Origin of the sequence: Viridibacterium curvum, from assembly GCF_039544165.1 — a bacterium.
Taxonomy (GTDB): domain Bacteria; phylum Pseudomonadota; class Gammaproteobacteria; order Burkholderiales; family Rhodocyclaceae; genus Viridibacterium; species Viridibacterium curvum.
The window spans coordinates 530,159-556,109 of record NZ_BAABLD010000002.1 but is presented as its reverse complement, the minus strand read 5'-3'; the positions used below and the strand labels follow the sequence as shown (position 1 = coordinate 556,109).

25 protein-coding genes are annotated in these 25,951 nt (G+C 61.1%); 4 read left to right on the top strand and 21 right to left on the bottom strand.

Annotation, left to right across the window (positions count from 1 at the left end; genetic code table 11):
- Window positions 1-2 precede the first annotated feature (2 nt).
- From ureC to ABEA02_RS03800, 11 genes are all read right to left on the bottom strand, one after another.
- Window positions 3-1,703 carry an urease subunit alpha gene (ureC, locus tag ABEA02_RS03850; protein WP_345531508.1) on the bottom strand — a complete coding sequence of 567 codons (1,701 nt, stop codon included), beginning with the start codon at window positions 1,701-1,703 and terminating at the stop codon, window positions 3-5.
- 77 nt (window positions 1,704-1,780) lie between these two features.
- Window positions 1,781-1,972, bottom strand: coding sequence for a hypothetical protein (locus tag ABEA02_RS03845; RefSeq protein WP_345531507.1), 192 nt, complete (start codon window positions 1,970-1,972; stop codon window positions 1,781-1,783).
- Window positions 1,973-1,983: 11 nt separating this feature from the next.
- Entirely contained in the window at window positions 1,984-2,289 is a 306-nt protein-coding gene (locus ABEA02_RS03840) for an urease subunit beta (protein ID WP_345531506.1), read from the bottom strand.
- Window positions 2,290-2,300: 11 nt separating this feature from the next.
- Window positions 2,301-2,603: an urease subunit gamma gene (ureA, locus tag ABEA02_RS03835; protein ID WP_345531505.1), complete on the bottom strand. Its 303-nt coding sequence runs from the start codon at window positions 2,601-2,603 to the stop codon at window positions 2,301-2,303.
- Window positions 2,604-2,719: 116 nt separating this feature from the next.
- Window positions 2,720-3,583: an urease accessory protein UreD gene (locus tag ABEA02_RS03830; protein WP_345531504.1), complete on the bottom strand. Its 864-nt coding sequence runs from the start codon at window positions 3,581-3,583 to the stop codon at window positions 2,720-2,722.
- A 196-nt stretch (window positions 3,584-3,779) separates the two neighbouring features.
- Entirely contained in the window at window positions 3,780-4,472 is a 693-nt protein-coding gene (gene urtE, locus ABEA02_RS03825) for an urea ABC transporter ATP-binding subunit UrtE (protein ID WP_345531503.1), read from the bottom strand.
- Between the two features lie 87 nt (window positions 4,473-4,559).
- On the bottom strand, window positions 4,560-5,423 hold the full coding sequence (gene urtD / locus ABEA02_RS03820; RefSeq protein WP_345531502.1) for an urea ABC transporter ATP-binding protein UrtD: 864 nt from the start codon (window positions 5,421-5,423) through the stop codon (window positions 4,560-4,562).
- Window positions 5,420-6,532 (bottom strand): urea ABC transporter permease subunit UrtC, encoded by a 1,113-nt coding sequence (gene urtC / locus ABEA02_RS03815; protein WP_345531501.1) that lies wholly within the window; start codon window positions 6,530-6,532, stop codon window positions 5,420-5,422. Before urtC ends, urtD begins: the two co-directional genes overlap by 4 nt.
- 202 nt (window positions 6,533-6,734) lie before the next feature.
- Window positions 6,735-8,372 carry an urea ABC transporter permease subunit UrtB gene (gene urtB, locus ABEA02_RS03810; protein ID WP_345531500.1) on the bottom strand — a complete coding sequence of 546 codons (1,638 nt, stop codon included), beginning with the start codon at window positions 8,370-8,372 and terminating at the stop codon, window positions 6,735-6,737.
- Window positions 8,373-8,496: 124 nt separating this feature from the next.
- Window positions 8,497-9,771: an urea ABC transporter substrate-binding protein gene (urtA, locus tag ABEA02_RS03805; RefSeq protein ID WP_345531499.1), complete on the bottom strand. Its 1,275-nt coding sequence runs from the start codon at window positions 9,769-9,771 to the stop codon at window positions 8,497-8,499.
- 200 nt (window positions 9,772-9,971) lie between these two features.
- The gene (locus ABEA02_RS03800) at window positions 9,972-11,009 is read right to left on the bottom strand and encodes a hypothetical protein (protein ID WP_345531498.1); all 1,038 of its coding nucleotides are present in this window, start codon (window positions 11,007-11,009) and stop codon (window positions 9,972-9,974) included.
- 629 nt (window positions 11,010-11,638) lie between these two features.
- Between ABEA02_RS03800 and ABEA02_RS03795 the strand changes: the two genes are divergently transcribed.
- Window positions 11,639-12,499 (top strand): heparin lyase I family protein, encoded by an 861-nt coding sequence (locus tag ABEA02_RS03795; RefSeq protein WP_345531497.1) that lies wholly within the window; start codon window positions 11,639-11,641, stop codon window positions 12,497-12,499.
- On the top strand, window positions 12,489-13,187 hold the full coding sequence (locus ABEA02_RS03790) for an alpha/beta hydrolase (protein ID WP_345531496.1): 699 nt from the start codon (window positions 12,489-12,491) through the stop codon (window positions 13,185-13,187). The genes ABEA02_RS03795 and ABEA02_RS03790 overlap by 11 nt, the downstream gene beginning before the upstream one ends.
- A gap of 30 nt (window positions 13,188-13,217) precedes the next feature.
- Here ABEA02_RS03790 and ABEA02_RS03785 read toward each other — a convergent pair whose 3' ends face one another.
- The 3 genes from ABEA02_RS03785 to ABEA02_RS03775 form a co-directional block, all read right to left on the bottom strand.
- Complete coding sequence (locus tag ABEA02_RS03785) at window positions 13,218-14,462, bottom strand: GGDEF domain-containing protein (protein ID WP_345531495.1); 1,245 nt, start codon at window positions 14,460-14,462, stop codon at window positions 13,218-13,220.
- Window positions 14,463-14,559: 97 nt separating this feature from the next.
- Window positions 14,560-15,474, bottom strand: coding sequence for a response regulator (locus ABEA02_RS03780; RefSeq protein WP_345531494.1), 915 nt, complete (start codon window positions 15,472-15,474; stop codon window positions 14,560-14,562).
- Window positions 15,464-19,063: a hybrid sensor histidine kinase/response regulator gene (locus ABEA02_RS03775; protein WP_345531493.1), complete on the bottom strand. Its 3,600-nt coding sequence runs from the start codon at window positions 19,061-19,063 to the stop codon at window positions 15,464-15,466. The genes ABEA02_RS03780 and ABEA02_RS03775 overlap by 11 nt, the downstream gene beginning before the upstream one ends.
- Before the next feature lie 202 nt (window positions 19,064-19,265).
- Here ABEA02_RS03775 and ABEA02_RS03770 point away from each other — a divergent pair, with 202 nt between their 5' ends.
- Window positions 19,266-20,120 (top strand): substrate-binding periplasmic protein, encoded by an 855-nt coding sequence (locus ABEA02_RS03770; protein WP_345531492.1) that lies wholly within the window; start codon window positions 19,266-19,268, stop codon window positions 20,118-20,120.
- Between the two features lie 3 nt (window positions 20,121-20,123).
- Here ABEA02_RS03770 and ABEA02_RS03765 read toward each other — a convergent pair whose 3' ends face one another.
- Both ABEA02_RS03765 and ABEA02_RS03760 read right to left on the bottom strand, forming a co-directional pair.
- Entirely contained in the window at window positions 20,124-20,729 is a 606-nt protein-coding gene (locus tag ABEA02_RS03765; RefSeq protein ID WP_345531491.1) for an HAD family hydrolase, read from the bottom strand.
- Window positions 20,726-21,154 carry a DUF1841 family protein gene (locus ABEA02_RS03760; protein ID WP_345531490.1) on the bottom strand — a complete coding sequence of 143 codons (429 nt, stop codon included), beginning with the start codon at window positions 21,152-21,154 and terminating at the stop codon, window positions 20,726-20,728. The genes ABEA02_RS03765 and ABEA02_RS03760 overlap by 4 nt, the downstream gene beginning before the upstream one ends.
- 52 nt (window positions 21,155-21,206) lie before the next feature.
- Between ABEA02_RS03760 and ABEA02_RS03755 the strand changes: the two genes are divergently transcribed.
- Window positions 21,207-22,202 (top strand): alpha/beta hydrolase family protein, encoded by a 996-nt coding sequence (locus ABEA02_RS03755; protein ID WP_345531489.1) that lies wholly within the window; start codon window positions 21,207-21,209, stop codon window positions 22,200-22,202.
- A gap of 8 nt (window positions 22,203-22,210) precedes the next feature.
- On the opposite strand, the gene nth is transcribed toward ABEA02_RS03755, so the two are convergent.
- The 5 genes from nth to ABEA02_RS03730 are packed head-to-tail and all read right to left on the bottom strand — an operon-like array spanning window position 22,211 to window position 25,933.
- Entirely contained in the window at window positions 22,211-22,843 is a 633-nt protein-coding gene (gene nth, locus ABEA02_RS03750; protein WP_345531591.1) for an endonuclease III, read from the bottom strand.
- Between the two features lie 20 nt (window positions 22,844-22,863).
- Window positions 22,864-23,553: an electron transport complex subunit RsxE gene (gene rsxE / locus ABEA02_RS03745; protein ID WP_345531488.1), complete on the bottom strand. Its 690-nt coding sequence runs from the start codon at window positions 23,551-23,553 to the stop codon at window positions 22,864-22,866.
- Window positions 23,550-24,203 carry an electron transport complex subunit RsxG gene (rsxG, locus tag ABEA02_RS03740; protein ID WP_345531487.1) on the bottom strand — a complete coding sequence of 218 codons (654 nt, stop codon included), beginning with the start codon at window positions 24,201-24,203 and terminating at the stop codon, window positions 23,550-23,552. Before rsxG ends, rsxE begins: the two co-directional genes overlap by 4 nt.
- A complete protein-coding gene (locus tag ABEA02_RS03735; RefSeq protein WP_345531486.1) occupies window positions 24,203-24,910 on the bottom strand; it encodes a riboflavin synthase subunit alpha in 708 nt (235 codons plus the stop codon). The genes rsxG and ABEA02_RS03735 overlap by 1 nt, the downstream gene beginning before the upstream one ends.
- 12 nt (window positions 24,911-24,922) lie before the next feature.
- A complete protein-coding gene (locus ABEA02_RS03730) occupies window positions 24,923-25,933 on the bottom strand; it encodes an RnfABCDGE type electron transport complex subunit D (RefSeq protein ID WP_345531485.1) in 1,011 nt (336 codons plus the stop codon).
- Window positions 25,934-25,951 lie beyond the last annotated feature (18 nt).

Genomic DNA, 25,951 nt, shown 5'->3' with positions numbered 1-25,951 from the left:
GCTTAAAAGAGGAAGTAGCGTTGGGCCATCGGGAGTGATGTGGCGGGCTCGCAAGTGAGCAACTCACCGTCCGCATGCACTTGATAGGTTTCAGGGTCGACGGTGATGTCGCCGTGCCAGCCGTTGTGCACCATGTCGGTCTTCTGCACACCACGGATGTTCTTGACCGCGATGAGTGGCTTCTGCAGACCGAGGCCTTCGAGTGTGCCCTTGTCGAGCGCAGCCTGCGACACGAAGGTCATCGAGGTCTTGAGGCCACCGGCGAAGGCGCCGAACATGGGGCGGTAGTGCACGGGTTGCGGGGTGGGGATGGAGGCGTTGGCGTCGCCCATCGCGGCGGCGGCGATCATGCCGCCCTTGAGGATGGTGGTGGGCTTGACGCCGAAGAAGGCGGGGCGCCACAGCACGAGGTCGGCGAGCTTGCCGACTTCGATGGAACCGACGACGTGGCCAATCCCATGAGCAATCGCGGGGTTGATGGTGTACTTGGCGATGTAACGCTTGGCGCGGAAGTTGTCGTTACGGGCACCATCACCCTTGAGTGCGCCGCGCTGTGTCTTCATCTTGTGCGCGGTCTGCCAGGTGCGGATGATGACTTCGCCGACGCGACCCATGGCCTGCGAGTCGCTGGAGAACATCGACAGCGCGCCGATGTCATGCAGGATGTCTTCGGCGGCGATGGTCTCGCGGCGGATGCGCGATTCGGCGAAGGCCACGTCTTCGGCGATGCTGGGGTCGAGGTGGTGGCACACCATCAGCATGTCGAGGTGTTCGTCGATGGTGTTGATGGTGTAGGGGCGCGTGGGGTTGGTCGAACTGGGCAGCACGTTCTTGAGGCCGGCGAGCTTGACGATGTCGGGCGCGTGGCCGCCCCCGGCACCTTCGGTGTGGAAGGTGTGGATGGTGCGGCCCTTGAAGGCGGCAGCCGTGTCCTCGACAAAGCCGGATTCGTTGAGCGTGTCGGAGTGGATCGCGACCTGCACGTCCATCTCTTCGGCGACGGTGAGGCAATTGTCGATGGCGGCGGGCGTGGTGCCCCAGTCTTCATGCAGTTTGAGACCGATCGCGCCAGCGTCGACCTGTTCGCGTACGGGGTCGGGCAGGCTGACGTTGCCCTTGCCGAGAAAGCCGAGGTTCATCGGAAAGGCATCGGCGGCGCTCAGCATGCTGGCGATGTGCCAGGGGCCCGGCGTACAGGTGGTGGCGTAGGTGCCCGTCGCAGGGCCGGTGCCACCACCGATCATGGTGGTGACGCCACTCATGAGGGCTTCATCAATCTGCTGCGGGCAGATGAAGTGAATGTGAGTGTCGATGCCGCCAGCGGTAACGATCATGCCTTCGCCGGCGATGATTTCGGTGGCAGCGCCGATGGCGATGGTGACGCCCGGTTGCACGTCAGGGTTGCCGGCCTTGCCGATGCCGCTGATGAAGCCGTTCTTGATGCCGATGTCGGCCTTGACGATGCCCCAGTGGTCGATGATCAGCGCGTTGGTGATGACGGTGTCGGCCACGTCTTTCGCCGGACGCTGGCTCTGGCCCATGCCGTCGCGGATGACCTTGCCACCGCCGAACTTCACTTCTTCGCCGAGGATGGTGAAGTCTTTCTCGACTTCGATGATCAGCTCGGTGTCGGCGAGGCGCAGACGGTCACCCGTGGTGGGGCCGAACATTTCCGCGTAGGCGCGGCGAGAGATATTTGCCATTCTTGTGCTCCATCAGGCGGCGATAACGCGTCCGCCAATCTGCCATCTCACACGTGGGGGCGTTGCAGCCCGTTCTGTCAGTCCTTGCGGCTGAGTCTGCGAGCCAGTGCCAGGCCACCCACGATGACCAGCGCCAGCAGCGCAAGGTGATCGGGTTGCGAGAAGAAGTGCGCAAGCATGCCGGCAAGGCTCATGTGATGTTCACCGGGGTGAGCAAACACGCTGAGCGAGGTCGTGGAAAGTGCGAGGGCAGCAGCAATCTTTTGCATTGTCATTCTCCTTAAAGCTTGCCCATGATGCGGGCCTGGAATCCGAATACCTTGCGGTCGCCGGCGAGGGCTACGAGCTCGACCGTACGCTTCTGGCCGGGCTCGAAACGCACCGCCGTGCCTGACGCGATGTTCAGGCGGAAGCCGCGCGCAGCGTCGCGATCGAACGACAACGCGTCGTTCGTTTCAAAGAAGTGATAGTGCGAGCCCACCTGGATCGGGCGATCACCCGTGTTGGCGACTTCGAGCGTGATCGTGGGGCGACCGACATTCAGTTCATGAACGCCGTCATCGACAAGGAGTTCTCCTGGAATCATCTGTGGCCTCCTCAGGGAATGGGGTGATGAACCGTGACCAGCTTGGTGCCGTCGGGGAACGTGGCTTCAACCTGGATTTCGGGGATCAGTTCGGCAATGCCGTCCATGACGTCGGCACGCGAGAGCAGGGTAGTGCCGTAGTGCATGAGCTCGGCGACCGTGCGGCCATCGCGGGCGCCTTCCATGATGGCGGCAGTGATGAAGGCGATGGCTTCGGGGTAGTTGAGCTTGAGACCGCGTGCCTTGCGGCGCTCGGCCAGCAGGGCGGCGGTGAAGATCAGCAGCTTGTCTTTCTCGCGGGGGGTGAGTTCCATGTTCTCTCCAGGTCATGCCATTTCAGAAATGCTTTGCTCGCGAAGACGAGCCGCAGACAGTAGTAGGCCTACGGCAAGGCGAAGTCGACAAAGAGCAGGGCGTTTCTGGAATGGCATCAGGTTCTCCAGATGCGCGGTTTGATGGCAGCGCGTTGCAAGATGTGCGGGCGGGCGAGCGCCCAGACCGCTTCGAGGTATTGTCGCGCGGCCTCACCAGAGTGTGACAGTACACGCACGAGGGTGACATGGGGCAAAGCCGATATGCCGCATTGGACGCCCGGTATTGCCACGGTGCGTAAAGACTCCAGCAGCGTCGCATCGGGCGCAACGCCTGCGAGCCACAGGGTGCCCGTGACGGAGTAGCCGCCCAGTGCGACCTTGGCGCGCATGGCGTCGTCCGCGCCTTGCAGATGCATGGCCTCCTGCCAAAGTGGTGTGCCATCGGCTCGTTGCAATCGGATGCGCTGACGGAAGCTGCCCTGGTTGAAGTGCTCACCGCTGGCAGTGCGACCGAGGCACAGGATGTCCCAGCCGATGCAGCGTGCGCCTTCACCGAGCGTTATGGTGGTGGCGGACTGTGCGCAGGCGCGGTCGAAGACGATGACTTCCTGCGGTAGCCATTCGAGAACGGCCTGTGGTGCAAGCGTGAGCTGGATGTGCTGTGTGGCGAGCGGGCCCAGGCTTTTGTACCACTTGCCTGCGCCGGGGGTGGTGACCTGGGCGTGTGCGCCAGTGTTGACCTGCAGGCTGATCTCAAGCTGGTCGCCACCTGCAATGCCGGCGGGCGGATGCAGGGTGAGGATCTGGCAGACGGCGTCGCCTTCGGGGTAGAGCGCTTTCTGTACGCGCAGCGGGCCCTTGTGCAGGTTGTGGGTGAGGACGCTGCGTTGCTCGCGCTGCTCGACACGCAGACTCAGGGAGGCGTACCAGTTTGCGCTGGTGGTCTGCGTGAGCGAGTCGGGTGGGAGCGGGGCGTTCATGGTGGAGTGATTATGCCGCTTCGCGTGGAGGCTGGGCGGTGGCGAGAGATTTCACCTCTCCCGGCCTACGGCCACCCTCCCCCTCAACGGGAGGGGACTACAAAGATCGCGCCCTGATTGCCGTTCCCTCTCCCTCGGGGAGAGGGTGCCCCGTCAGGGGCGGGAGAGGGGATATGTCGCAATCCGTGAAGAACCCTCAGATCGCCACCAGACTCTTCACATTCTGTTCCTTCATCTCGCTACCGGGTCCGGCCTTGACGACTTCGCCGCGCGCCATCACGGCGTACTGGTCAGCCAGCGATTCGGCAAAGTCGTAGTACTGCTCGACCAGCAGGATGGCCATCTCGCCGCCTTCGGCGAGTTTGCGGATGGCAGCGCCGATGTCCTTGATGATGGAGGGCTGGATGCCTTCGGTGGGCTCGTCGAGGATCAGCACCTTGGGGCGCATGGTGAGGGCGCGACCGATGGCGAGCTGCTGCTGCTGGCCGCCGGAGAGGTCGCCGCCACGTCGGCCAAGCATGTCCTTGAGCACGGGGAACATCTCGTAGATGTAGGAAGGGATGCCGCGCGAAGCCTTGCCGTTGGCGAGGCCCATGAGAAGGTTTTCTTCGACGGTGAGGCGCGGGAAGATCTCGCGGCCCTGTGGCACGTAGGCCATGCCCAGTGCAGCGCGGTGGTAGGCGGCCATCTTCGTGATGTCGCGGCCGTCGAAACTCACCGAGCCCTTGGCCACAGGCAGCAGGCCCATCAGGCATTTGAGCAGGGTGGTCTTGCCGACACCGTTGCGACCGAGCAGGGTGGTGACTTCACCCTGCTTGAGCGAGAGCGACACGCCGCGCAGTGTGTGGCTGCCGCCGTAGTACTGGTTGAGGTTTTCGACATTCAACATTGCGTGGCACACCTGTCTCGTAGGGTGCGCACTGCGCACCATTGTTGCGTTACGTGGTGCGCAGTGCGCACCCTACCTCGGTAGGCGTCAGCGCCCGAGATACACTTCGATAACCCGCTCATCGTTCTGCACCTGCTCCAGCGAGCCTTCGGACAGGACGCTGCCCTCGTGCAGGCAGGTGACCTTGCGGCCGCCGGAAATCTGCTTGATGAAGTCCATGTCGTGCTCGACAACGATGAGCGTGTACTCGCCGGCCAGCGAGAGGAAGAGTTCGCCGCTGCGTTCGGTCTCTTCATCCGTCATGCCGGCGGCCGGTTCGTCGAGCAGCAGCACGACGGGTTCCTGCATCAGCAGCATGCCGATTTCCAGCCACTGCTTCTGGCCATGCGATAGCAGGCCGGAGGGGCGGTGCGCCTGGTCCTGCAGGCGGATGAGTTCAAGCGTCCTGTTGATGTTGTCGCGCTGCTGGCCGCTGAGCTTGGCGCGCAGGCTGGTCCAGATGCCCTTGTCCATCTTCATCGCGAGTTCGAGATTCTCGAAAACCGAGAGCTGTTCGAACACCGTGGGCTTCTGGAACTTGCGGCCAATGCCGGCGTGAGCGATCTGTGCTTCGTTGAGCTTGGTCAGGTCGATGGTCTGACCGAAGAAGGCCTTGCCGGAATCGGGGCGCGTCTTGCCGGTGATGACGTCCATCATGGTCGTCTTGCCGGCGCCATTGGGGCCGATGATGGAGCGCAGCTCGCCCTTGTCGATGTTGAGGTTGAGCTTGTTGATGGCTCTGAAGCCATCGAAGGTCACGACGATATCTTCCAGGTAGAGGATGACGCCGTGCGTGGTGTCGAGCTGGCTGCTGTCGGTCGGTCGGCCGCTGGTCGCGCTCGACTGGAAGCCGCCGTCACCGCTGATCTGGCTGGCGTGCTGGACCGGTTGTTCGTTGACGGCGGCGTTCATGCCGAACCCTCCCGTTTGCCGAAGCGGCTCTTGAGTTGTGCAGAGAGTCCGATGACACCCTTTGGCATGTAGAGCGTGACCAGCACGAAGATAAGCCCGAGGAAGTAAAGCCAATATTCGGGGAAAGCCACGGTGAACCAGCTCTTCACACCGTTGATGAGACCTGCGCCGAGGAGAGGCCCGACGAGGGTGCCGCGCCCGCCGACGGCCACCCAGATGGCGATCTCGATGGAGTTGGCGGGCGACATCTCGCCGGGATTGATGATGCCGACCTGGGGCACGAACAGCGCACCTGCGATGCCACAGATGACGGCCGAGACAGTCCAGATGAAGAGTTTGTAGGGCAGCGGGTTGTAGCCGGAGAACATGGTGCGTGACTCGGCATCGCGAATGGCGGCGAGCACGCGGCCGAGCTTGCTGGTGACGATGTAACGGCCGAGCAGCAGGAAGCCGATGAGCAGCAGCGCCGTGAGCGCGAACATGACGATGCGCGTTTCGGGCGATGCGATGTGGAAACCGAGAATGCGCTTGAAGTCGGTGAAGCCGTTGTTGCCGCCGAAGCCGGTTTCGTTGCGGAAGAACAGCAGCATCGCGGCGAAAGTCATGGCCTGTGTGATGATCGAAAAGTACACACCCTTGATGCGTGAGCGGAAGGCGAAGAAGCCGAAGATGAAGGCGATCAGGCCGGGCACGACGAGGATCAGGAGCAAGGTGTAAAGGAAGCTGTCTGTGCCATGCCAGTACCAGGGCAGCTCCTTCCAGTTGAGGAAGACCATGAAGTCAGGCAGGTCGCTCTTGTAGTTGCCGTCGCGGCCAATGGCGCGCATCAGGTACATGCCCATGGCGTAGCCGCCCAGTGCAAAGAAGAGGCCATGGCCCAGCGACAGGATGCCGGTGTAGCCCCACACCAGGTCCATCGCCAGCGCCACGATGGCGTAGCACATGATCTTGGCAATCAGGCTGACCCAGTAGGTCGAGAGGTGGAAGGCGCTGCCCTCGGGCACGGCCAGGTTGAGGATGGGCACCAGCACCATCATGATGGCGGCGAAGATGCCCAGCAGGGTCCAGCCACGCGGGCCGAAGAGACGTTCGACGATGGTCTTGTTCATGATTTCGTCTTTCCCGCGCAGGCGGGAATCCAGTGTCTTTGGGTTTCTCGTGAGGCAAGGCTGTTGATGCAACGTCGCTGGATTCCCGACATAACCCTCTCCCCCAACCCCTCTCCCGCAAGCGGGCGAGGGGAGCGCTGAGCGGCTACGCCGTTCGTAAAGCCGGCAGCAATGACGGCATAAAGGCGGCTCGATCGGTTCATCAGTTGTCCACAAACCTTCCCTTCACCGCGAAGAGACCCTGGGGACGCTTCTGGATGAAGATGATGATGAACACGAGGATGGCGATCTTGGCGAGCACTGCACCTGCCCAGCCTTCGAGCAGCTTGGAGAGGATGCCGAGGCCGAGTGCGGCATACACGGTGCCGGCAAGCTGACCGACGCCGCCGAGCACGACCACCATGAACGAGTCGATGATGTAGCTCTGGCCGAGGTCCGGGCCGACGTTGCCGACCTGCGACAACGCCGCGCCGGCTAACCCCGCGATGCCCGAACCCAGCGCAAAGGCCATGGTGTCGACGCGCGGGGTGGCAACCCCGACGCAGCTGGCCATCTGGCGGTTCTGCGTCACGGCGCGCACGAAGAGACCGAGGCGCGTACGGGTCAGGATCAGCGTCATGCCCAGTACGACGAGGGCAGCGAAGGCAATGATGGCGAGGCGGTTGTACGGCAGGATCAGGTTGCTCATGACCTGGATGCCGCCCGACAGCCATTGCGGATTCTCGACGGGCACATTCTGCGCGCCGAAGATGCTGCGCACGAGCTGGATGAGGATGAGGCTGATGCCCCAGGTGGCGAGCAGGGTTTCCAGCGCACGGCCGTAGAGGTGACGGATGACGAGGCGCTCCATCGCGACACCGATGAGTGCTGACGTGAAGAAGGCCACGGGCAGGGCGATCAGCGGATAGAACTCGAACAGGCCGGGTGCGTGGGCGCGGATGAGGTTCTGCGTCACGAAGGTAGCGTAGGCGCCGATCATGATCAGTTCGCCGTGCGCCATGTTGATGACGCCCATCAGGCCATAGGTAATGGCGAGGCCCAGCGCGGCGAGCAGCAGGATGCTGCCAAGGCTGATGCCGGTGAAAATGCCGCCCAGCCATTCACCACGCGTCAGGCGTGCGTTGATGGCATTGATGGATTTCTGTGCTTCGACGCGCAGGGCTTCGTCGCTTTCCTTGAAGGTGTCGCCCTCCTTGGCGAGCACTTCTTCAAGCAGGGGCTTTAGCGATGCGTCGTCGGTCTCGCCCATCTTCCTGATTGCCGCGAGACGCAATGCGCGGTCCTTGCTCTGAATCTGCGCGATGGCTTGCGTGACTTGCAGCAGCTTCAGGATCGTCGGGTCCTTTTCGACGCTGAGTGCCTTTTCAAGCAGGGGCAGGATGGCTTCATTGGCCGAGGCCTGCAGCTTCTTGACCGCGTCGAGGCGTACCTCGCGATCGGACGAAGTAATGGCAAGCGAGGCGAGCGCGGCATCGAGTGCAGCGCTGACGCGGTTGTTTGTGACCACGTCTTCAGCCGTCTCGGGCAGCGTATCCAGCGTTTTGCCGGTGATGGCGTCGGTGATCTTGTCGCCGTCGATGATCAGCACCTGCTTGCCGTCGACGAGCTTGAGGGAGTCATTCGCAAGCGCCTGCAGTATGGGCAAGGCTTCGGGGTCGGCAGTGCCGGCAATGGCGTTGAGGGCTTCGACCTTGATGTCGTTGTCCTCGTTGGCGAGCTTGAGGATCAGCTCGGGGGAGGGTTTGGCGCTGGCCAGGAGGCTGAAGCAGCACATCAGCAAGGCAGCCGCTGCGCGCGCCGCACGAACACTCAGGCTACGGGCACAAATGGAGTTCGTCATTTTGTCCGGATTGCGTTTGTAGGTCGGCCTTCAGGCCGACATCGCACTGAAGGAACTGTGTTGTCGGCCTGAAGGCCGACCTACGCTTCCTCTCCGCGAAGGGAGAGGAAGCTGGCTTTGCGACTTACTTCTTCTCGGGGACGTTCTTCTTGTCCTTGTTCTCGGGGATGTAGTCGCTCCACGGGTCGGCTTGCACCGGACCCTTGGTCTTCCACACCACCTTGAACTGGCCGTCAGCCTTGATTTCGCCGATGAAGACCGGCTTGTGCAGGTGATGGTTTTCCTTGTCCATCGTCGAGGTGAAGCCACCCGGCGCCTTGAAGGTCTGACCGGCCATGGCTGCGATGACCTTGTCGGTATCGGTCGACTTTGCCTTGGTGACGGCTTGCGCCCACATGTTGATGCCGATGTAGGTGGCTTCCATCGGGTCGTTGGTCAGCGGCTTGTCCATGTGGCCAGGGATCTTCTTGTCCTTGGCGTACTTGGACCATGCCTTGATGAAGGCGTCGTTGGTCGGGTTCTTGATTGACTGGAAGTAGTTCCAGGCGGCAAGGTGGCCCACCAGCGGTTTGGTGTCGACGCCGCGCAGTTCTTCTTCACCCACCGAGAAGGCGACGACAGGCACGTCGCTGGCCTTCAGGCCCTGGTTGCCCAGTTCCTTGTAGAAGGGCACGTTGGAGTCGCCATTGATGGTCGATACGACGGCGGTCTTTTTGCCTTCGGAAGCGAACTTCTTGATCTTGGCGATGATGGTCTGGTAATCGCTGTGACCGAACGGCGTGTACTCTTCCATGATGTCGGCTTCAGCCACACCCTTGCTCTTCAGGAAGGCGCGCAGGATCTTGTTGGTCGTACGCGGATAGACGTAGTCGGTACCCAGCAGCACGAAGCGCTTGGCCGAACCGCCGTCCTTGCTCATCAGGTATTCGACCGCGGGGATGGCTTGCTGGTTGGGGGCTGCACCCGTGTAGAACACGTTCTTCGACAGTTCTTCACCTTCGTACTGCACCGGGTAGAACAGCAGGCTGTTGAGTTCCTCATAGACCGGCAGCACCGACTTGCGCGACACCGAGGTCCAACAGCCGAAGGTCACGGCAACCTTGTCCTTGGAGATCAGCTGGCGCGCCTTTTCGGCGAACAGCGGCCAGTTGGAGGCCGGGTCCACGACCACGGGCTCAAGCTTCTTGCCGAGCACGCCACCCTTGGCGTTGATCTCGTCGATGGTCATGAGCGCTACGTCCTTGAGGACGGTCTCGGAGATCGCCATCGTGCCGGACAGCGAGTGCAGGATGCCGACCTTGATGGTTTCTTGCGCGGACACTGCGAACGATGAGAGACCAGCAATGGCCAGCGCGGAGGCCAGCGTGGTTGCCTTGATGAAGCTGCGACGGGATTGCATGTGTGAGACTCCCTGACAGAAGTTGAAGGACTACCGGTTCAGAACCTGACCGGATGGGCAGACTGTAGGGAGGCTGGGGTTTACACGGAATACGCCAGATTGCGTAGAGTGACTCAGGACGCGGGTTGTCCGGCCCCTCGCAGGCTTGGCGCTTCAACTTTGAGATGCGCGCAATACCGGGCCAATCGGCCCGAGCACGTTCAGGTCTGGTCGTCCCGGAACGGGAAAGCGCAAACTTCCCGCCACTTGGTGCCCGCGGTGTTGGCCACAGTCACACCGACGTTCAGATAATTCGTGCTCGGTGGCGTGGGAAACTGGGTCGGGAAATCGCTGCGCTTGAGGGTGAGGGTATTGCCATCAGTGGTCCGGAACAGGCTCTGTTTGTCCAGCATGTTTCCGGTGCTGGAGCCGAGCTGGTCTCCAAGATACCAACGGATCACTGTTTGAGCCAGATCGATTGGCAAGCCGGCCGTGCCAGGCTTGTAGTTCAAGGTGACTACAAAAGATTGTGTGGCGCTATTCCACGAAATGCTAGGGCGACAATGTGGTTTGGTCGGGGTCTTGCCTATGGGGTAGCGCGTTTTTAGCTTCGCAAGAACCGCCAAGCGTTCACTGGCGCTCAAGGTTCGCCCCAAGGTGTACCACATGCCGAAAAAATCATGGTTCTGACCGTGCCCGCCCGAACCAATGCCTGCGTTCCGGATGAAATTGCTGCCACTGGCTGCGTCGACGAAACTTCCTTGTGAAATCAGATCACCCCGGCTATCCGAGATGAAGATCTCGCCAGTGCGACTGGCGTCATTCGTGTACACCTCGTTAATCACGACGACTTCGAGCTCGTCGAACCCGCCTTTGCCTCCCGTGTAGGTATTGACGAAGTTCCCGATGCCAACGATGGCACTCCCATCATTGCCGAATTTGTAGTTGGGCCAACCGTAGCCGGAGTGGAAGTTCTCTTGTCGAATCGTTGGATAGGCACGACAGACATAAACGAGCTCGATTTTCGGTGGCAGGTCCGCCTCTGCGGTTGCGTTGTAGCCTTTGTTGAAACCATTGAACAGGTGCACGAATCCGCCGTCATCGGAAGAATAGAGCGGCACGCCCCCGTGCGGTGCGCCGGGCACAGGAAACGTGGACGGCGTTTGCGACCCCGAGCCGCTATTGAGTGAGAGTTTTTTTCCAGCGGCCTGCACCATTTCGCGAAACGCGGCGACAGATGATCCGTCGGTGGCTGCCACCGACATTGCTCCGTCTTGGAAGCACGCAGCAGCGTAGTAGCCGCGGTCGAAATACGCATTGATTTCGGAATAGCTTGCGGTCGAACTTGCGCTGCTGGACGAGCTGCTAGCTGTGCTGGACGAGGCGCTGGATGCTGCTGACGACGAACTGCTTGCCGAGGTGGCGGAACTTGTACTGGAGGCCACTGAGCTGCTCGACGTGCCGGCGCTTGACGTATTGGAGGTTGATCCACCAGCACTGCCACCGCCTCCGCCACAGGCGGATAGGTATAGCCCGCCAACACCGACAGAGAGGTGCTTTACAAAGTCACGACGGGTCGGCTTGAAACGCTTGGACATACGAATATCTCTCAGACGGGGGGTGTTCAGATGCGGATGACTTCTAGCGCCTTGCAGCCTTCTGTCGACTGCATCGATAAAAACTTGAGGGGTTTGCGACGAACGACGTGATATTCCGCGTCGATGAAGGTGGGTTGTGGGGCCATACCGAAAGAAATAGGATACCTTCTGGCGTAAAGCTCTGTGAGGGAAGTGTGCGAATAATCGGTTTGAGTTTGTTTCTGTTCCTCGCAGCATGCGGTGGCGGAAAGGGAAGTGGTGGCGGCTCTGGCGCCAGCAGCACATCATCGATGTCCGTATCGAGTTCGAGTAGCAGTGCTGCGAGTTCGGCGAGCAGTTCCGCCACAGCCAGCTCCAGTGCTTCCTCAATCAGCTCCTCGAGTTCATCGTATGCAGGATTAATCGGGCAGCCTCTCGACCTGGAGGGGGCTAGCATTGATGCTGCCTGGGCAGTTACCGATGCTGGTGTTACCTATGGGCTCAACAACGTTGCGAATAACGGCGTTCAGGCTCCGCTGTTGGTAACGCCAGGCGCCGGCGGCGCCGGTTCGGCCTTGTTGTACCAAGCCGATGCTTATGCCGGGACTGCCACGACACAGCGCGTTGAGCACTACATGGTCACAGCCCAAAGTCTTTCCAGTGGTATGCGTTACTACGGTTGGGATTTCAAGCTCGACCTGGGAGACAGTGTTCCAAGCAACTGGGTCATCCTCCACCAGTTTCGTCAGGAAGGCGCGGATTCAGGATCACCGATTGGCGCGCTTGAGCTCGTGCCTGGTGGCACGACCTGGCAAATGCAGTTCCTCGTGCGCAACACGGACTACTATTTCATTGCCGGTTCGAATGGGCCTTCCGGCAATGCACTGCCCATATGGAGCGGTTCAATCAGTACGGGGAGCTGGCATCGATTCGTCATCGGTTTCAATCCAGACGCCAGTGTTTCTGGATCTGGACAAGTTCAGCTCTGGCTCGATGGTGCGCAAGTGCTTAACTGGACCGGGAAGCTCGGCTTTCCCGCCGCCTTTCTTGGTAAGACGATTTACGGTACCTACAGTGCGCATGTTGGCATCTACCGGGCAGCCCAGCCGCAGGTTCTGCATTACACGATAGACAACTATCGTCGTGCCACGCAGGTAGCAGGTGCTTTGTAGTCAAGGGTTGGAAATGGATTTCGAATATCGATTGCGGGCTCCTCGACAGGTGACAGGGACTCGCCCTCCCATGCTGATTCTTCTTCATGGAAAAGGCGCGAATGAAGATGATCTCTTCGGTCTCGAGCAGCATTTTGATGATGCCTTCGTCGTGCTGAGCGTTCGCGCGCCCCACGAAATGGCGCCGGGATACTATCGATGGTACGAACGAACTGATTCGCCGACGGGCTCCGTATTTGACGAAGCTGAAGTATTGCGCAGCCGGATGTTCCTCATCCAGTCGATCAAGGACGCCGTCATGGCTACGGGGGCAGATCCGCAGCGCGTATTCGTGCTGGGTTTCAGCCAGGGCGGGGCGATGGCGTTGACTGTGGCACTGACAGCGCCGCAGCTGGTGCGTGGTGTGGTGTCGATGGCTGGGCGTTTGCTGCCGGCGATTGCGCCTTTTGCCAAGGAGCCCGAAGCCTTGGCGCACCTGACCGTGCTGCTGCAACACGGTTCGCAGGACGAGGTGGTGCCGGCGTCAGAGTCGGCCACGGCATGCAATCTGTTTGCCGAGATGCGCGTCAAGCAGGCGCTGAAAGAATACCCCGCCGGTCACACGGTGACGCCGGGCATGCTGAAGGATGCAAAGGAGTTTCTGGCAACGCAGCTGGCCGCGCTGAGCGGTACGGCTGAAGCTGCGTGATATCTGACCTGCGCGCCCCAGGAGGTGAAATCAGGCAGGGGGATATACCTGGTCGCGCCCGGCGGATTTGGCCTTGTAGAGTGCGGCATCGGCTTCGGATAGCAGGTCGGACAGCGTCGTGTCTGGCGTGATCAGGCGGCCGGTGACTCCGATGCTGACGCTGACGCGCTGGATGGGGCTGGCGTCGTGGGGGACCTTCAGCTCGCGCAGGTTCTGGCACAAATCCAGCGCGAAGCTGATGGCGTTGTTCAGGCGGGTGTCGGGCAGGATGATGACGAATTCTTCTCCACCATAACGGGCACTCATGTCGAGCGCACGGGCGGTAGTGAAGCGCAGGACCGACGCGACAACGCACAGGCAGTCGTCACCGGCCTTGTGGCCGTAGTGGTCGTTGTAGGCTTTGAAGTAGTCGATATCGACATACAGCACCGAGAGATTGCTCTGGTTGCGTGCGGCATCGCGCAGCATGCGTTCAGCGTGCTCTTCGAACTGTCTACGGTTGGGCAGGCTGGTCAGCGTGTCGAAACGGGCTTGCGCACTCAGCTCGGCGTTGACGGCGTTGAGCTTGTCGCCGGCGATGGTGTTCAGACTGCGCAGCGCGAAGGTATTGCGGTTGTCCAGCTCCATGGCGCGCTTGGTGTAAAGACTGATCAGCGCGACAAGGAGGATGAAGCCACATTTGAAGATCAATGCGGCCACGTCGGGCGAGTCGCGAGTCTGCACGGTGGCTATGTAGAGCAGTGTCCAGAACAGCGTGAAGGGCGCAGCCTGGCGAAAACGCACGCGTGCAACCTGGTTGCAGAGCAGGAGTCCGAGAATCAGCACTTCGTCATAGAGAAGCAATGCGCGTTGGCCGCCATGCAGACTGATGACAGCCTGTGCGACGCAGAGCAGTGCAAACACGCCGGCGATGAAGCTTTCGCGATGCGGTGCCAGCGCAGCGCGTGGCAGGAAAAACACTGCAAGCAGTGTGGCGGCGATGGCGCCAAAGCGGATGCTCAACGCTTCGACGCGGAATGTTGACAACAGCAGGACATCGCAGAGGGCCAGTACGGCAAACAGAGCCATGGAGGCGTACAGCGACTGGCGGAAGCGATGTATGCGCGACCCATGGGCGCGATGCAGGAAGACGCTCTCGATGGCCTCGGGGAAGGCCAGCCAGAATGGCGGCACTTTCAGATAGGTACGTAGTGCCGCCTCCCAGTCAGCGGGGACCGGAATGGCAGGGGGCTCGTGAGTGGGTGGGACGCTGGGGGGTAGGGGAGTCGGTTCCATCGGGTCTGCCGGGCTGCGCGATCTGGATGACAGAAGTGTTCGCCGCCGTTTTATCACAGCTGCGTTCTGTTCTTAGTGGTGAATGCAGCCGGCGGATTCAGCCGCCTTGCCGCAGGCGGCTCAGCGCCAGGTTGGCTGCGGCTGTGCGTGTTTCGACACCGAGCTTTTCGAAAACGTGCTCAAGATGCTTATGCACAGTGCGTGGGCTGGAGCCAAGGATGTCGCCGATGTCCTTGTTCGTCTTGCCCTGGGTGACCCAGTAAAGGACCTCGGCTTCCTTCTGGGTGAGGCGAAAGGCTGCGATGAGGGCTTCGGTGGGGGCTCTGTCGGATTCTTCGCGCAGCACCAGCAGCCAGTCTCCGTCGCTGGTCTGGGCATGCAGCGTGAATATCAGGCGCGTGTCCGCACGATGCAGCGTCAGCGTCGATGCGGTTTGCTGAGCAGCGGCATTGCGTATCCACTCGAGGATTTCTTCCGGCGCGCTACGGATGTCCGGCGTGAAATGGCGGCCGAGTACGCTGCGGGCCAGGGGGGTTTGCCAGGTGATGAGGCCGCTGTCGGGCCGCACGGCGATGGTGGCCTGGCCGAATGCGTCGAGCGCGCTGCGCGCCTGCTTCATCTGCCGCGCACTTTGCAGATGGGCGCTGATGCGGGCAATCACTTCTCCGGTGCGGATGGGTTTGCTGACGTAGTCGCTGCCGCCGGCGTTGAAGGCGGCGACGACGTGCTCGGTCTCGGTCAGCCCGGTCATGAAGATGATGGGGATGTGCTGGGTGCTGAAGTCGGCCTTGAGGCGGCGCGCGACTTCGAAGCCGTCCATGCCGGGCATCATGGCGTCAAGCAGGATGACGTCGGGCACAGCCTGCCGCGCACGGGCCAGTGCGGTTTCGCCGTTGGTGGCGACCAGCACGGTGAAACCGGACTCGTCGAGTGCGTCGTGCAGCACTGACAGATTCTCGGGTACGTCGTCGACGATCAGCACGAGGTCGGCGCTCTGCCGGTCAAGCGGCATCGAGAATCCTCCTCAGCTGCAGACTCAGGGTTTCCAGCTGGAAGCGGTTGGCGAGTTGTCGCATGTCGGTGACGAATGCCTGGCTGGCAGGGTAGTGGGCCTCGATTTTATCCAGTGCGGCGTGAATTCCGCGCACATAGCCGAGATTGACTTGTTCCTGCAGTGCGATGAGCTGGTCATGCGGTGGCGTGTCGGTGCGCTGAACGGGCTTGCGGGGAGGCGTGGCGAGCGGTGCCGGGCCGGTTTCCCATTCAAGAGAAAGACGGCTGCCTATCCATTCAAGCAATTCCTGGACCTTGACTGGTTTGAGGATGAAATCCTGCGGGCCGATGCCCACATCGTTGTCGAGGCCCTTGTCGAAAGCATTGGCCGAGATGATCGCGATCGATGGTTGCCCGCACCCGGCAGTGGCCGTTTCGGCCAGCTCGCCCCCCAAGGGGGCATGCAAATCATTCTTGGGACGGCCCGGCGAATGAGGGAGTGAGCCCCCGGCTGTGGCCGTCTCGGCCAAGCCGCCCCCCAAGGGGGCAGGCAAATCATTCTTGGGACGGCCCGACGAATGATTTGCGAGACTGTTGTTGTACATGGCGCGTATGCGGCGGATGGTTTCCCAGCCGTCGATACCGGGCATGGCAAGGTCCATGAAGATGAGGTGCGGTGCAAAGCGCGGCAGGACTTCGAGACATTCGAGGCCGGATGCGGCCTGGTCGAGTTCGAAGCCCAGCGGTGCGAGGATGCTCGCCAGTAGCTCACGGTCGACCTGTTCGTTGTCCACGATAAGGATGCGGCGACGCTCGCCGCGATAGCCGATGCGTTGCGATGCGGGGGTCTCCGCAGGGCGGTGACTGCCATGCACCTGTGGCAGGAACAGGCGCACGATGAAACAGGTTCCGACGCCCGGTTCGCTACGTACGCTCATTTCGCCACCCATGAGGTCGGTGAGCATACGCGCGATAGTCAAGCCGAGGCCAGTGCCGCCAGCGGCTTCGGCGTGCGCTGCCGTGCCGCGCGAGAAGGGCTCGAAGATCTGATCCAGCTCGTCGGCGGGGATGCCAGGGCCGGTGTCCTCGATCTCGAAAACCGCCATTTCACGGGCGTAGCGCAAACGCAGGTCGACCCGACCTTCGCTGGTGAATTTGACGGCATTGCCGAGCAGGTTGATGAGGATCTGTCGCAGGCGTTTTTCGTCACCGCGTACGACGCGGGGCAGCTCACCCTGAACCTCGAACTCGAAGGCCAATCCTTTTGCGCGTGCTTGTTGCTCGAACATGCGCACCAGCTGCTGCATCAGCTCGGAGAAGTCCACGGCGCGGATGTCGAGGCGCAGCTTGCCGCCTTCGATGCGGGCGATATCCAGTGTGCCCTCGATGAGTGACAGCAGGTGGTCGCCGCTGCGGCGTATGACCTTGACGGCTTGTTGCCTGTGCGCGGGGATGGTTGGGTCACCGTCAAGGATCTGTGCGTAGCCGAGGATGCTGTTGAGCGGCGTGCGCAACTCGTGACTGATGGCGGTGATGTAGCGACTCTTGGCCTGGTTGGCCTGGTCTGCTGCCTGCTTGGCGCGCTGAAGCTGTTCGTCAGTACGCTTGTGCGATTCGATTTCGCGCATCAGCAGATGTGTCTGACGATTCGATTCTTCCTGCGCTACCTGGCGGCTCTTGTGCGTCAGCACCAGCCACCAGCAGACGATGCCACTGACGAGGGACAGCGCAGCAAAGGCGTTGATGAACGAGATGCGCAGGGACTCCAGCAGGTCTTGGTCGGCCCTCGCCAGCATCTGTGATTCGTGGAAATAGAGTAACCCCAGCAACAGGGCAATCATCGGCACTATGCAGCTCATCAGCAGCAGGTAGTGAGCGAGGCCGGAGTTGATGTAGGGCCAGAAGCGCTGGGGCAGCAGGCGTTGCAACAATCGTGACCACTGGGACGACAGTCGTGCTTCTGGCTTGCAGAGGTCGTTGCAGCGTGCGTCCAGCGAGCAGCACAGGGAGCAGATCGCACCCTGGTAGGCAGGGCAATGCGCCATGTCGTCGGCCTCGTAGTGACGCTCGCATATTACGCAGGGTACAACGCCTGTGGCGAAAGCCTCGCGATTACTTTGCCGTGCGAGGTAGTACTTGCCCTGGGTCAGCCAGGCCAGCAGGGGTGACACGAGTAAAGCCGTCGCCAGTGCAATGAAGGAGGCAAAGGCTTCGGCCTTGGGGCCGAACAGGCCGACGTATGCCGAGATGGATAGCGCTGAAGCGATCAGCATGGCCCCTACGCCGACTGGATTCACATCGTAGAGGTGGGCGCGCTTGAACTCGATGCCCTTGGGCGACAGCCCCAAGGGTTTGTTGATTACGAGGTCGGCTACGACGGCAACAATCCAGGAGATGGCGATGTTCGAGTACAGGCCCAGTACCTGGCCCAGCGCCTGGAACACATTGAGCTCCATGAGCATCAGCGCGATCAGAGTGTTGAATACCACCCAGACGACGCGGCCGGGGTGGCTGTGTGTCAGCCGTGCAAAGAAGTTCGACCAGGCCAGCGAACCGGCATAGGCGTTGGTTACGTTGATCTTCAGCTGCGAGATGATGACGAACAGCGCCGTTACGGCGACAGCCCAGTCGCTGCGGTTGAAGACGTTTTCAAAACCGATTAGATACATCTGGTTCGGGTCGACGGCACGATCGAGCGGCACGGAATTGCGGATCGCGAGGTAGGCGAGCAGTGTGCCTCCGAGCATTTTCGCGACGCCCGGCAGCACCCAGCCGGGGCCTCCGACCAGCATGCAGACAAACCACTTCTTGCGGTTCTGAGCAGTGCGCTCAGGCATGAAGCGCAGGTAATCAACCTGCTCGCCCATCTGGGTGATGAGCGCTATACCTACGGTGAGACCAGCTCCGAAGAGATAAACATTGAACTCTCCGCCCTTGCCGTCACCGCCCGCGTAGCTTGTCAGTTCCCCGATCACGCCCGGATTCTTATGCAGCACGTAGATGAAGGGCAGGGCGAGCAGAATCAGCCATACAGGTTGGGTCAGGGTCTGCAAACGCGAGATGACGGTGACGCCGTGCGTGACCAGCGGAATCACGACCAGCGCACAGAGCATGTAGCCCACCCAGGGTGGGATATCGAAGGCCAGCTCCAGTGCATAGGCCATGATGGCTGCTTCGAGAGCAAAAAAGATGAAGGTGAAGCTGGCGTAGATGAGCGAGGTCAGCGTCGAACCAATGTAGCCAAAACCCGCGCCGCGCGTGAGCAGGTCCATGTCCACGCCGTAGCGCGCTGCATAGTGGCTGATAGGCAGCCCGCAAAGGAAAATGATGATCCCGGTGGCAATGATGGCCCAGAAGGCGTTTACGAAGCCGAAGTTCACCAACAGGGTGGCACCAACTGCCTCCAGCACCAGGAACGACGCTGCGCCAAAAGCGGTGTTGGCAACCCGCCATTCACTCCACTTGCGGAAACCCCGCGCGGTGAATCGCAGGGCGTAGTCCTCGATGGTTTCGTTGGCGACCCAGGTGTTGTAGTCGCGCCGGACCTTGACGACGCGCTGGATCGCCTCGGAATCGGCTGCGTTGGTGGCACTATCAGGGAAATTCATGATGCGTATGTTGGCACGAGAGGGGTCGCACTGGATATGATTGAAACAGGCCCGGCGCTTGGGGAGGCAGCCACGGGCCCCTTTCAATCACTCTGGCGCTTGCCAGGCAAGGGGGACCTCAATGAGGTGTGGCGTATTGTCGCGCTGGCTATTGGTTGTCCATGCGTCAATGGCGTTGACCTGTGCCTTGCCTGCGCAGGCAATGGATCTGGTTCTGCTGCAGGGCGCAGATCCAGCGAAAGGCAAGATCCCTGATTTCAAGATTTCGGTTCTTGAGGAGGCACTCAAGCGCACCGAGGGCAAGTACGGGCCTTATCGATACGTGAGCACTACGGTCAGCCTCTCACGCGAGCGCATGCTCGAAGAGTTGATCGAGGGGCGAATGATCAACATGTCGATGACGGCGACCCAGCCCAAGTGGGAAGAAAAGCTGCTGACCGTGCGGATACCGGTCGACATGGGTTTGTCGGGACTTCGCATTTCACTGATCCGCGCGGATGCGCAACCCTACATGGCTGCCATCAGGACCGTCGATGCACTCAAGTCGCTTTCGATGGGTGTCGGAACTGGCTGGGCCTCTCGCAAGGTGGCGGAGGCTAATGGTTTTCAGGTCGCCCCGGCCGAGACCTACGACGCGCTTCTGAAAATGTTGATGTCAGGGCGCTCGGACTACCTGCCGCGCAGTCTCAACGAAGCGTTCTCCGAGTACGAGATATGGCACAAGGACCTGCCTGATCTGGCCATCGATCAGGCCTTGCTGCTCAACATGCCACTGCCGACCTACATTTTCGTGTCGCCGAAAGAGCCTCGTCTGGCCAAGCGCATCGAAGAGGGCATGGAGATGCTTGTGAGGGACGGTACGCTCCAGCGCATCATGCTCAAGTTCAATGCCGACCTCATCAAGCGCGCAGACCTGTGCAAGCGCACGGTCTTCCAGATTCCCAATCCAACCCTGTCTGAGGCCACACCGCTTCAACGCAAGGAGGTGTGGTTCGATCCCTTCGATCCCAAGCGCGGCATTTGTCCACGCACGGCAAGCGCCGGCAAGCTGCGCTGACGGTCAGACCGGCAGGCCCATAGCGCGTAACGCCAGGCGTGCAGAGTCTGCATCCTTGAAATGCACGGCGCGCATGCCCAGGGCGCGAGATGCTTCGACATTAGGCAGGCTGTCATCGAGGAACACTGCACGTGCCGGGTCAATGTCGTAGCGCTCGAAAAGCACTTCGTAGATGCGTACGGCTGGCTTGTTCACCCCTTCTTCACCCGACAGCACGATGCCCTGGAAGGCATCCCAGAAGTCGAAGCGCGACTGACTCAGATAGAACAGCTCCGCGGAGAAATTGGACAGGGCATAGCGGCGCAGACCTGCCGCCTGAAGTTCGCGCAGCAGCGCGACGGAACCACTGATTGCCGGACCCATGGTGTCGAACCAGCGCTCGTAGACAGCCCGGATCGCTACGGCATGCTGCGGAAAACGTGCAGTGTGCTCTGCGACCGCCTGGGCTACCGGATAGCCTGCATCTTGCTGCGCGTGCCAAGCGAAAAAGTCGATTTCCTTCATGAAGCCTTCAATTGCAGCATCATCGGCGAAGTAGTCCCGCAGCAGCCAGCGCACATCCCAGGGAATCAGCACATTACCCAGATCGAACACGACCGTATCAATCATGCGCCGCCCCTTCGCTTCACGCGTTCCACGTAGGCCATTGCATCCATGGGCGTGCCGTTGCGCTGGGCTTCCCACAGGGTTTCAGCAAGGCTCTCCAGCACGTCATGGCGTGCTTCGTGAGCGTTGCCGCAGCGATTCAGGCATGCCTGGTAGGCTTCGCGCAGGCCCGGTGGCTGGTCGATTCCAAGCTGCTCTTCGACAGCAAGGTGAAGCGAGATGTGCAGGAAGGGGTTGATCTGCCCATCTTCGGGTGCGAAGTCCTTGTCCGCCGCATCCGGATTTTCGAACAGACTGTGGTATTCGGGGTGCGAGGCAATGATGTCGGCAACGAGTTGCTCCATGGCTTCCATGGGTTCGTTGCCTTTACGTTTGCGCCAGCATTCGATGAAGAAGCTGCGCGCCTGGTCACGGGTGGGGTTGAACATGGGGAATGCGAGTCTGGATGAATGGCCGGGATTGTAAGTCTGAGGGCAGGGCATGGGTAGCGAAGCTAAGATGCAGCCTGAATTGCCAACCATGGATACTTGTTCAATGAAAAACAGCATGCGCAAGGCTTTGTTCGCGCTGACGGTCGTCGCCGGTCTTTCGGTATGTGCCACAGCTGCAGAGCGCATCGAGTTCACAGAACAAGGCGACTTCTCGAAGTTCGCTGTGAGGGTCGGCGTTCAGGCGACTCGCGCGCAGTGCGCACGGGTTGCGAATGCCGTCTGGGCTGACGCAGGAGATTATGGTGCGGAATGCTTGCGATTCTGGGCGGCGGGATTCGATGGCCAGCCAGTAAAGCGAGCCCTGATATTTTTTCACGGCGATGTGGATGACCCTTCCGACAACTACCTGCAGAGCAGCATGGAGAAGCTGCAGGCTGTTGCCGATCGTGTGGCGAAAGGACAGGGCATTCCATACATATTCTTTGGCAGGCCGGGCACGCATGGCTCCTCGGGGGATCACATGCAACGACGTCGGCTGCAGGAGTCCATGCTGATCACCGTGGCTATGGACGTCCTGAAACAACGCTTCGGCATCAGTGAATGGGTGGTCGCCGGGCAAAGCGGTGGTGGGCACGTCACGGCTTCCTTGTTGACCGAGCGCTCCGACATCGTCTGTGCGGTACCGACCTCTTCTCCCTCCTCGCCATCCGTGCGCTACAAGTTGCGTGGTCGCACGACAGACATGACGGGATACAGTGACTCTTATGAGCCTGTCGATTTCCTTGACCGAACCAGGATGCATCCAGCCCTGCGCGTGTTCGTACTGGGTGATCCGGAGGACAGGAATGTCGTCTGGCCCTCCCAGACGGTGCTTGCGGAGCGTCTCAAGGCCGCTGGTGTCCCGGTGTCCCTGTTGACCGGAGAAGGCACAGGACCAGACCGGCATCAACTGGCCAATTCGGCAGTGATTATCGCCAGTCGCTGCACGCGCGGAGAGAGCACCGAGGAGATTGAGGCCAGAGCGGCAAGAGGTCTGAAGGGCTGAGATAGCCCTCAGGCAAGCTTGTCCGGGCTCTGGCAGAGATCCCGCGTGATGCAGTTGCCACACTTCGGCGAGCGTGCCGTGCAGACATAGCGGCCGTGAAGGATCAGCCAGTGGTGCGCATCGACAAGGTATTCCTTGGGAATTCGACGCATCAGTGCCTTTTCGACGGCCAGCACATCTTTGCCCGGCGCCAGCCCCATGCGGTTGGAGATGCGGAAGATATGCGTGTCGACGGCCATCACTGGCTCACGCCAGATGGCATTGAGCACAACGTTGGCAGTCTTGCGGCCGACGCCGGGCAAGGCTTCCAGCGCTTCGCGATCATGCGGTACTTCGCCTGCGTGTCGCTCCAGCAATTGTCGCGACAACATCGCGACATTCCTGGCCTTGTTGCGATAGAGACCGATCGTCTTGATGTAACCGGCGATCCCCTCTTCGCCAAGTGTGGCCATGGCTTCGGGCGTAGGTGCCACCGGGAACAGTTTGCGCGTGGCGAGGTTGACGCCCTTGTCGGTGGCCTGTGCCGACATGACGACAGCGACCAGCAGCTGGAAGGGGGATCCGTATTCCAGTTCGGTGACCGGGTGTGGGTTCGCGGCTCGCCAGCGGGCAAACGCCTCGCTGATTTCAGCCTTGGTCATGTTGCGAGGCATGACGTGTGTCAGGCCGATTGTGCTTCCGGCGTGCTGGGTTCCGCAGGTGTTGGCGGGGCACGCCTCGCTGCCCGCGCCTCTGACCAGTTACGCAACGCGATCAGACAGCCCAGCGCGATGAAAGCACCTGGTGGCAGGATGGCGATGAGGAAGCCTGGGTAGTCTGCTGGCAGGATGTGAAGGGGCTGTGTGCCGGGAATGATGGCTTCGATGCCCGCGAAAAGCATGCCGGTACCCAGCACCTCGCGGATGCCACCGAGCAGGGACAGCACAACGACGAGGCCGGCGCCCATGCCGATGCCGTCGAAGGCAGAGGCGAGTGGCCCGTTCTTGGCAGCGTAGGCTTCGACGCGTGCCAGCACGATGCAGTTGGTGACAATCAGCGGTACAAAAATACCCAGCACGACGTAGAGCGAATGCAGCCATGCGTTCATGGCGAGGTCGAGCACGGTGACCAGTGCGGCGATGATGAGGATGAAGACGGGGATGCGGATTTCGTAGGGGATAAAATTGCGCAGCGCGGCGACGACGGCGCCAGACATCATCATCACGATGATGGTGGCGAGACCGAGGCTGACGCCGTTCACGAAGGTACTCGACACGGCGAGGATGGGACACAGGCCCAGAAGCTGGACGAGGCCGGTGTTCTGCTTCCAGACGCCGTTCCAGAGGATTTCCTTGTAATCGGGTTTGCTCATGGCGACGTCCTTGCGTAGAGCGCTTCACGCTGCGCCTGTTCGTAGCGGACCGCACGCGCCACGGCTGCCACCACGGCGCGCGGCGAGATCGTTGCACCGGTCATGTAGGCGAAATCACCGCCGTCCTTTTTTACCTTCCAGTGCTCCGCTCCCGGCGAGCTCGCGGATTTGCCACTGAACTGCGCGATCCAGGGCTGCTGCTTGTTGCGGTCCTTCTTCGGATCAATGTAGTCGCCCAGACCCGGTGTTTCACGGTGCTCAGTGATGCGTACGCCGCTGACCTTGCCGTCTGCCAGGATGGCAATCACCAGCCGGATCTTGCCGCTGTAACCATCAGGTGCGACGGCTTCCAGCACGACAGCGACGGGTTGGCCATCCTTGCGTGCCCGCCAGATGTGGCCGCCCTGGTCCAATCCCAGTTCGGGCGTCGGACCCAGTGTCAGCGCATCCTGCAGCAGCTTGTTGTCATAGCTTTGCGGCGGCAGGATCTGGTTGATGAGTTGCAGTTTCTCGGCCTCGGCGCTGGCTGCAATGGTATTTTGCGTGGCCTTGTAGGTGCCCGCCATCACAGCTGTGAAGACCAGCGTGAACAGCATCATCACTGCGGCTGTCTGCAGTGAGAGTCTGAGCGGACTTTGTGGCTTGGTCATCAGGGCTTGGTCTGCGTGGCGCCGGGAAGGCTGGCGGTGGTCTGCTCGACAAGACTGGTGCCCAGCAAGGCTTCGAGGCGCGGCAGCAGGGGGCCAAGGCGTTCGTCAAGGTAGTTGCGGATGGTGTCGACCGTCACCTGGGTGGCGCGCTCGATCTCGATGTTGACGCGGCTGCCGATGGTTTTTGCGTCAAAGGTGGTCATCCGCAGCGTTTCGGGGATGAACCATACGGAGAAGCGGCGCGAGGCGCGGTCCGCGTCGCTGACCGTCAGGCTGCAGCCGTTCACGGCGATGTAGCCCTTGGCGAAGATGTAATGCATCCATTCAGGCGCGACTTCGAAGCGCATGACCTTGTTGTTCTCAGGTGTTTCGATGCCGACAACGGTTGCCGTGCAATCTACATGCCCCGAGAGCGGGTGGCCGCCAATCTCGGCACCGTCGTGGGCGGCGCGTTCGACGTTGAAGAGGTCTCCCACAGCGATGTCCGCCAGGGTAGTGCGAACAAGGCTTTCCTGCATCACGTCGAACTCGGCCCAGCCCGATGCGTGGCGGGTGACGGTGAGACAGACGCCGTCGACGGCCACGCTGGCACCGGCTTCGAGCTCTGCATCGAAGCCGGGCGGGAAGTCCAGGGTCAGGGTCGACAGGCCGGCCTTGCGCTCCAGTGCGCTCAGTCGGGCTGTTCCCTTGACGATGCCGGTGAACATTTCAGCGCTCCTTCAATGGTTCTTGTGCCCGAACACGGGCGGTTGTGTCTTCATGTCGAGAATCGGTACGCAGAGATTCATCAGCAGCGTGGCGAAAGCAATGCCGTCGGGGTAAGCGCCGAAGCTGCGGATGATCCAGGTCAGCAACGCAGCACCAACGCCGAAGAGCAGTTTACCGCGCGGCGTCGTGGCGCCCGAGACCGGGTCGGTGAGAATGAAGAAAGCGCCAAGCATGCTGCCGCCTGTCGCGAGGTGATAGAGAGGACCGGGGAAGTTGCTGCCATTGGCCAGCGCGGCAATGCCTGCGATCACCGCCAGGCCGCCCAGGAAGGCCGCCGGAATGTGCCAGGTGATGATGCGTTGTTGCAGCAGGAAGGCGCCGCCAAGGGCGTAGGCCGCCGCAATCCATTCCCAGCCCTTGCCACCCGCCCAACCGAAGGCAGGGCCGCCGAGCGTCTGTGCCACCGTGGCACCGCTTTCGCGGAGTCCGGTGCGCAAGGCGTCAAGCGGCGTGGCACCGGTCAGTGCGTCGATGGTGCCGCTCTGACCGAAGATGCGCGCCAGTTGCGTTGCATTGTCCAGGCCTGCAGCAGGCCACTGCGACATCAGTGCCGGGAAGGCAACAATCATTACGCAGTACGCCACCATCGCCGGATTGAAAGGGTTCTGGCCAAGCCCACCGTAGAGGTGCTTGGCGATCACGATGGCGAATGCGGTGCCGAGTACGATGACCCACCACGGTGCGATGGATGGGAACGCCAGTGCAATCAACCATGCTGTCACGATGGCTGACAGGTCCGACAGGAACATGCCGGTCGGCTTGCCACGCAACTTCAGCATTGCGGCTTCGGCGACGAGTGCCGTGACGCTGGCCAGTAGCAGCTGCACCAGCACTCCGATTCCGAATAGCCAGACGTAGGTGCCGATGGCTGGCAGCAGGGCCAGCAGCACCTTGAGCATGACCTGCGTGACACTGGTCTGCGCGCGGACGTAGGGCGAATTGTTCTGACGGCTGGGGAACATTCAGCAGCCCGCCTTTCC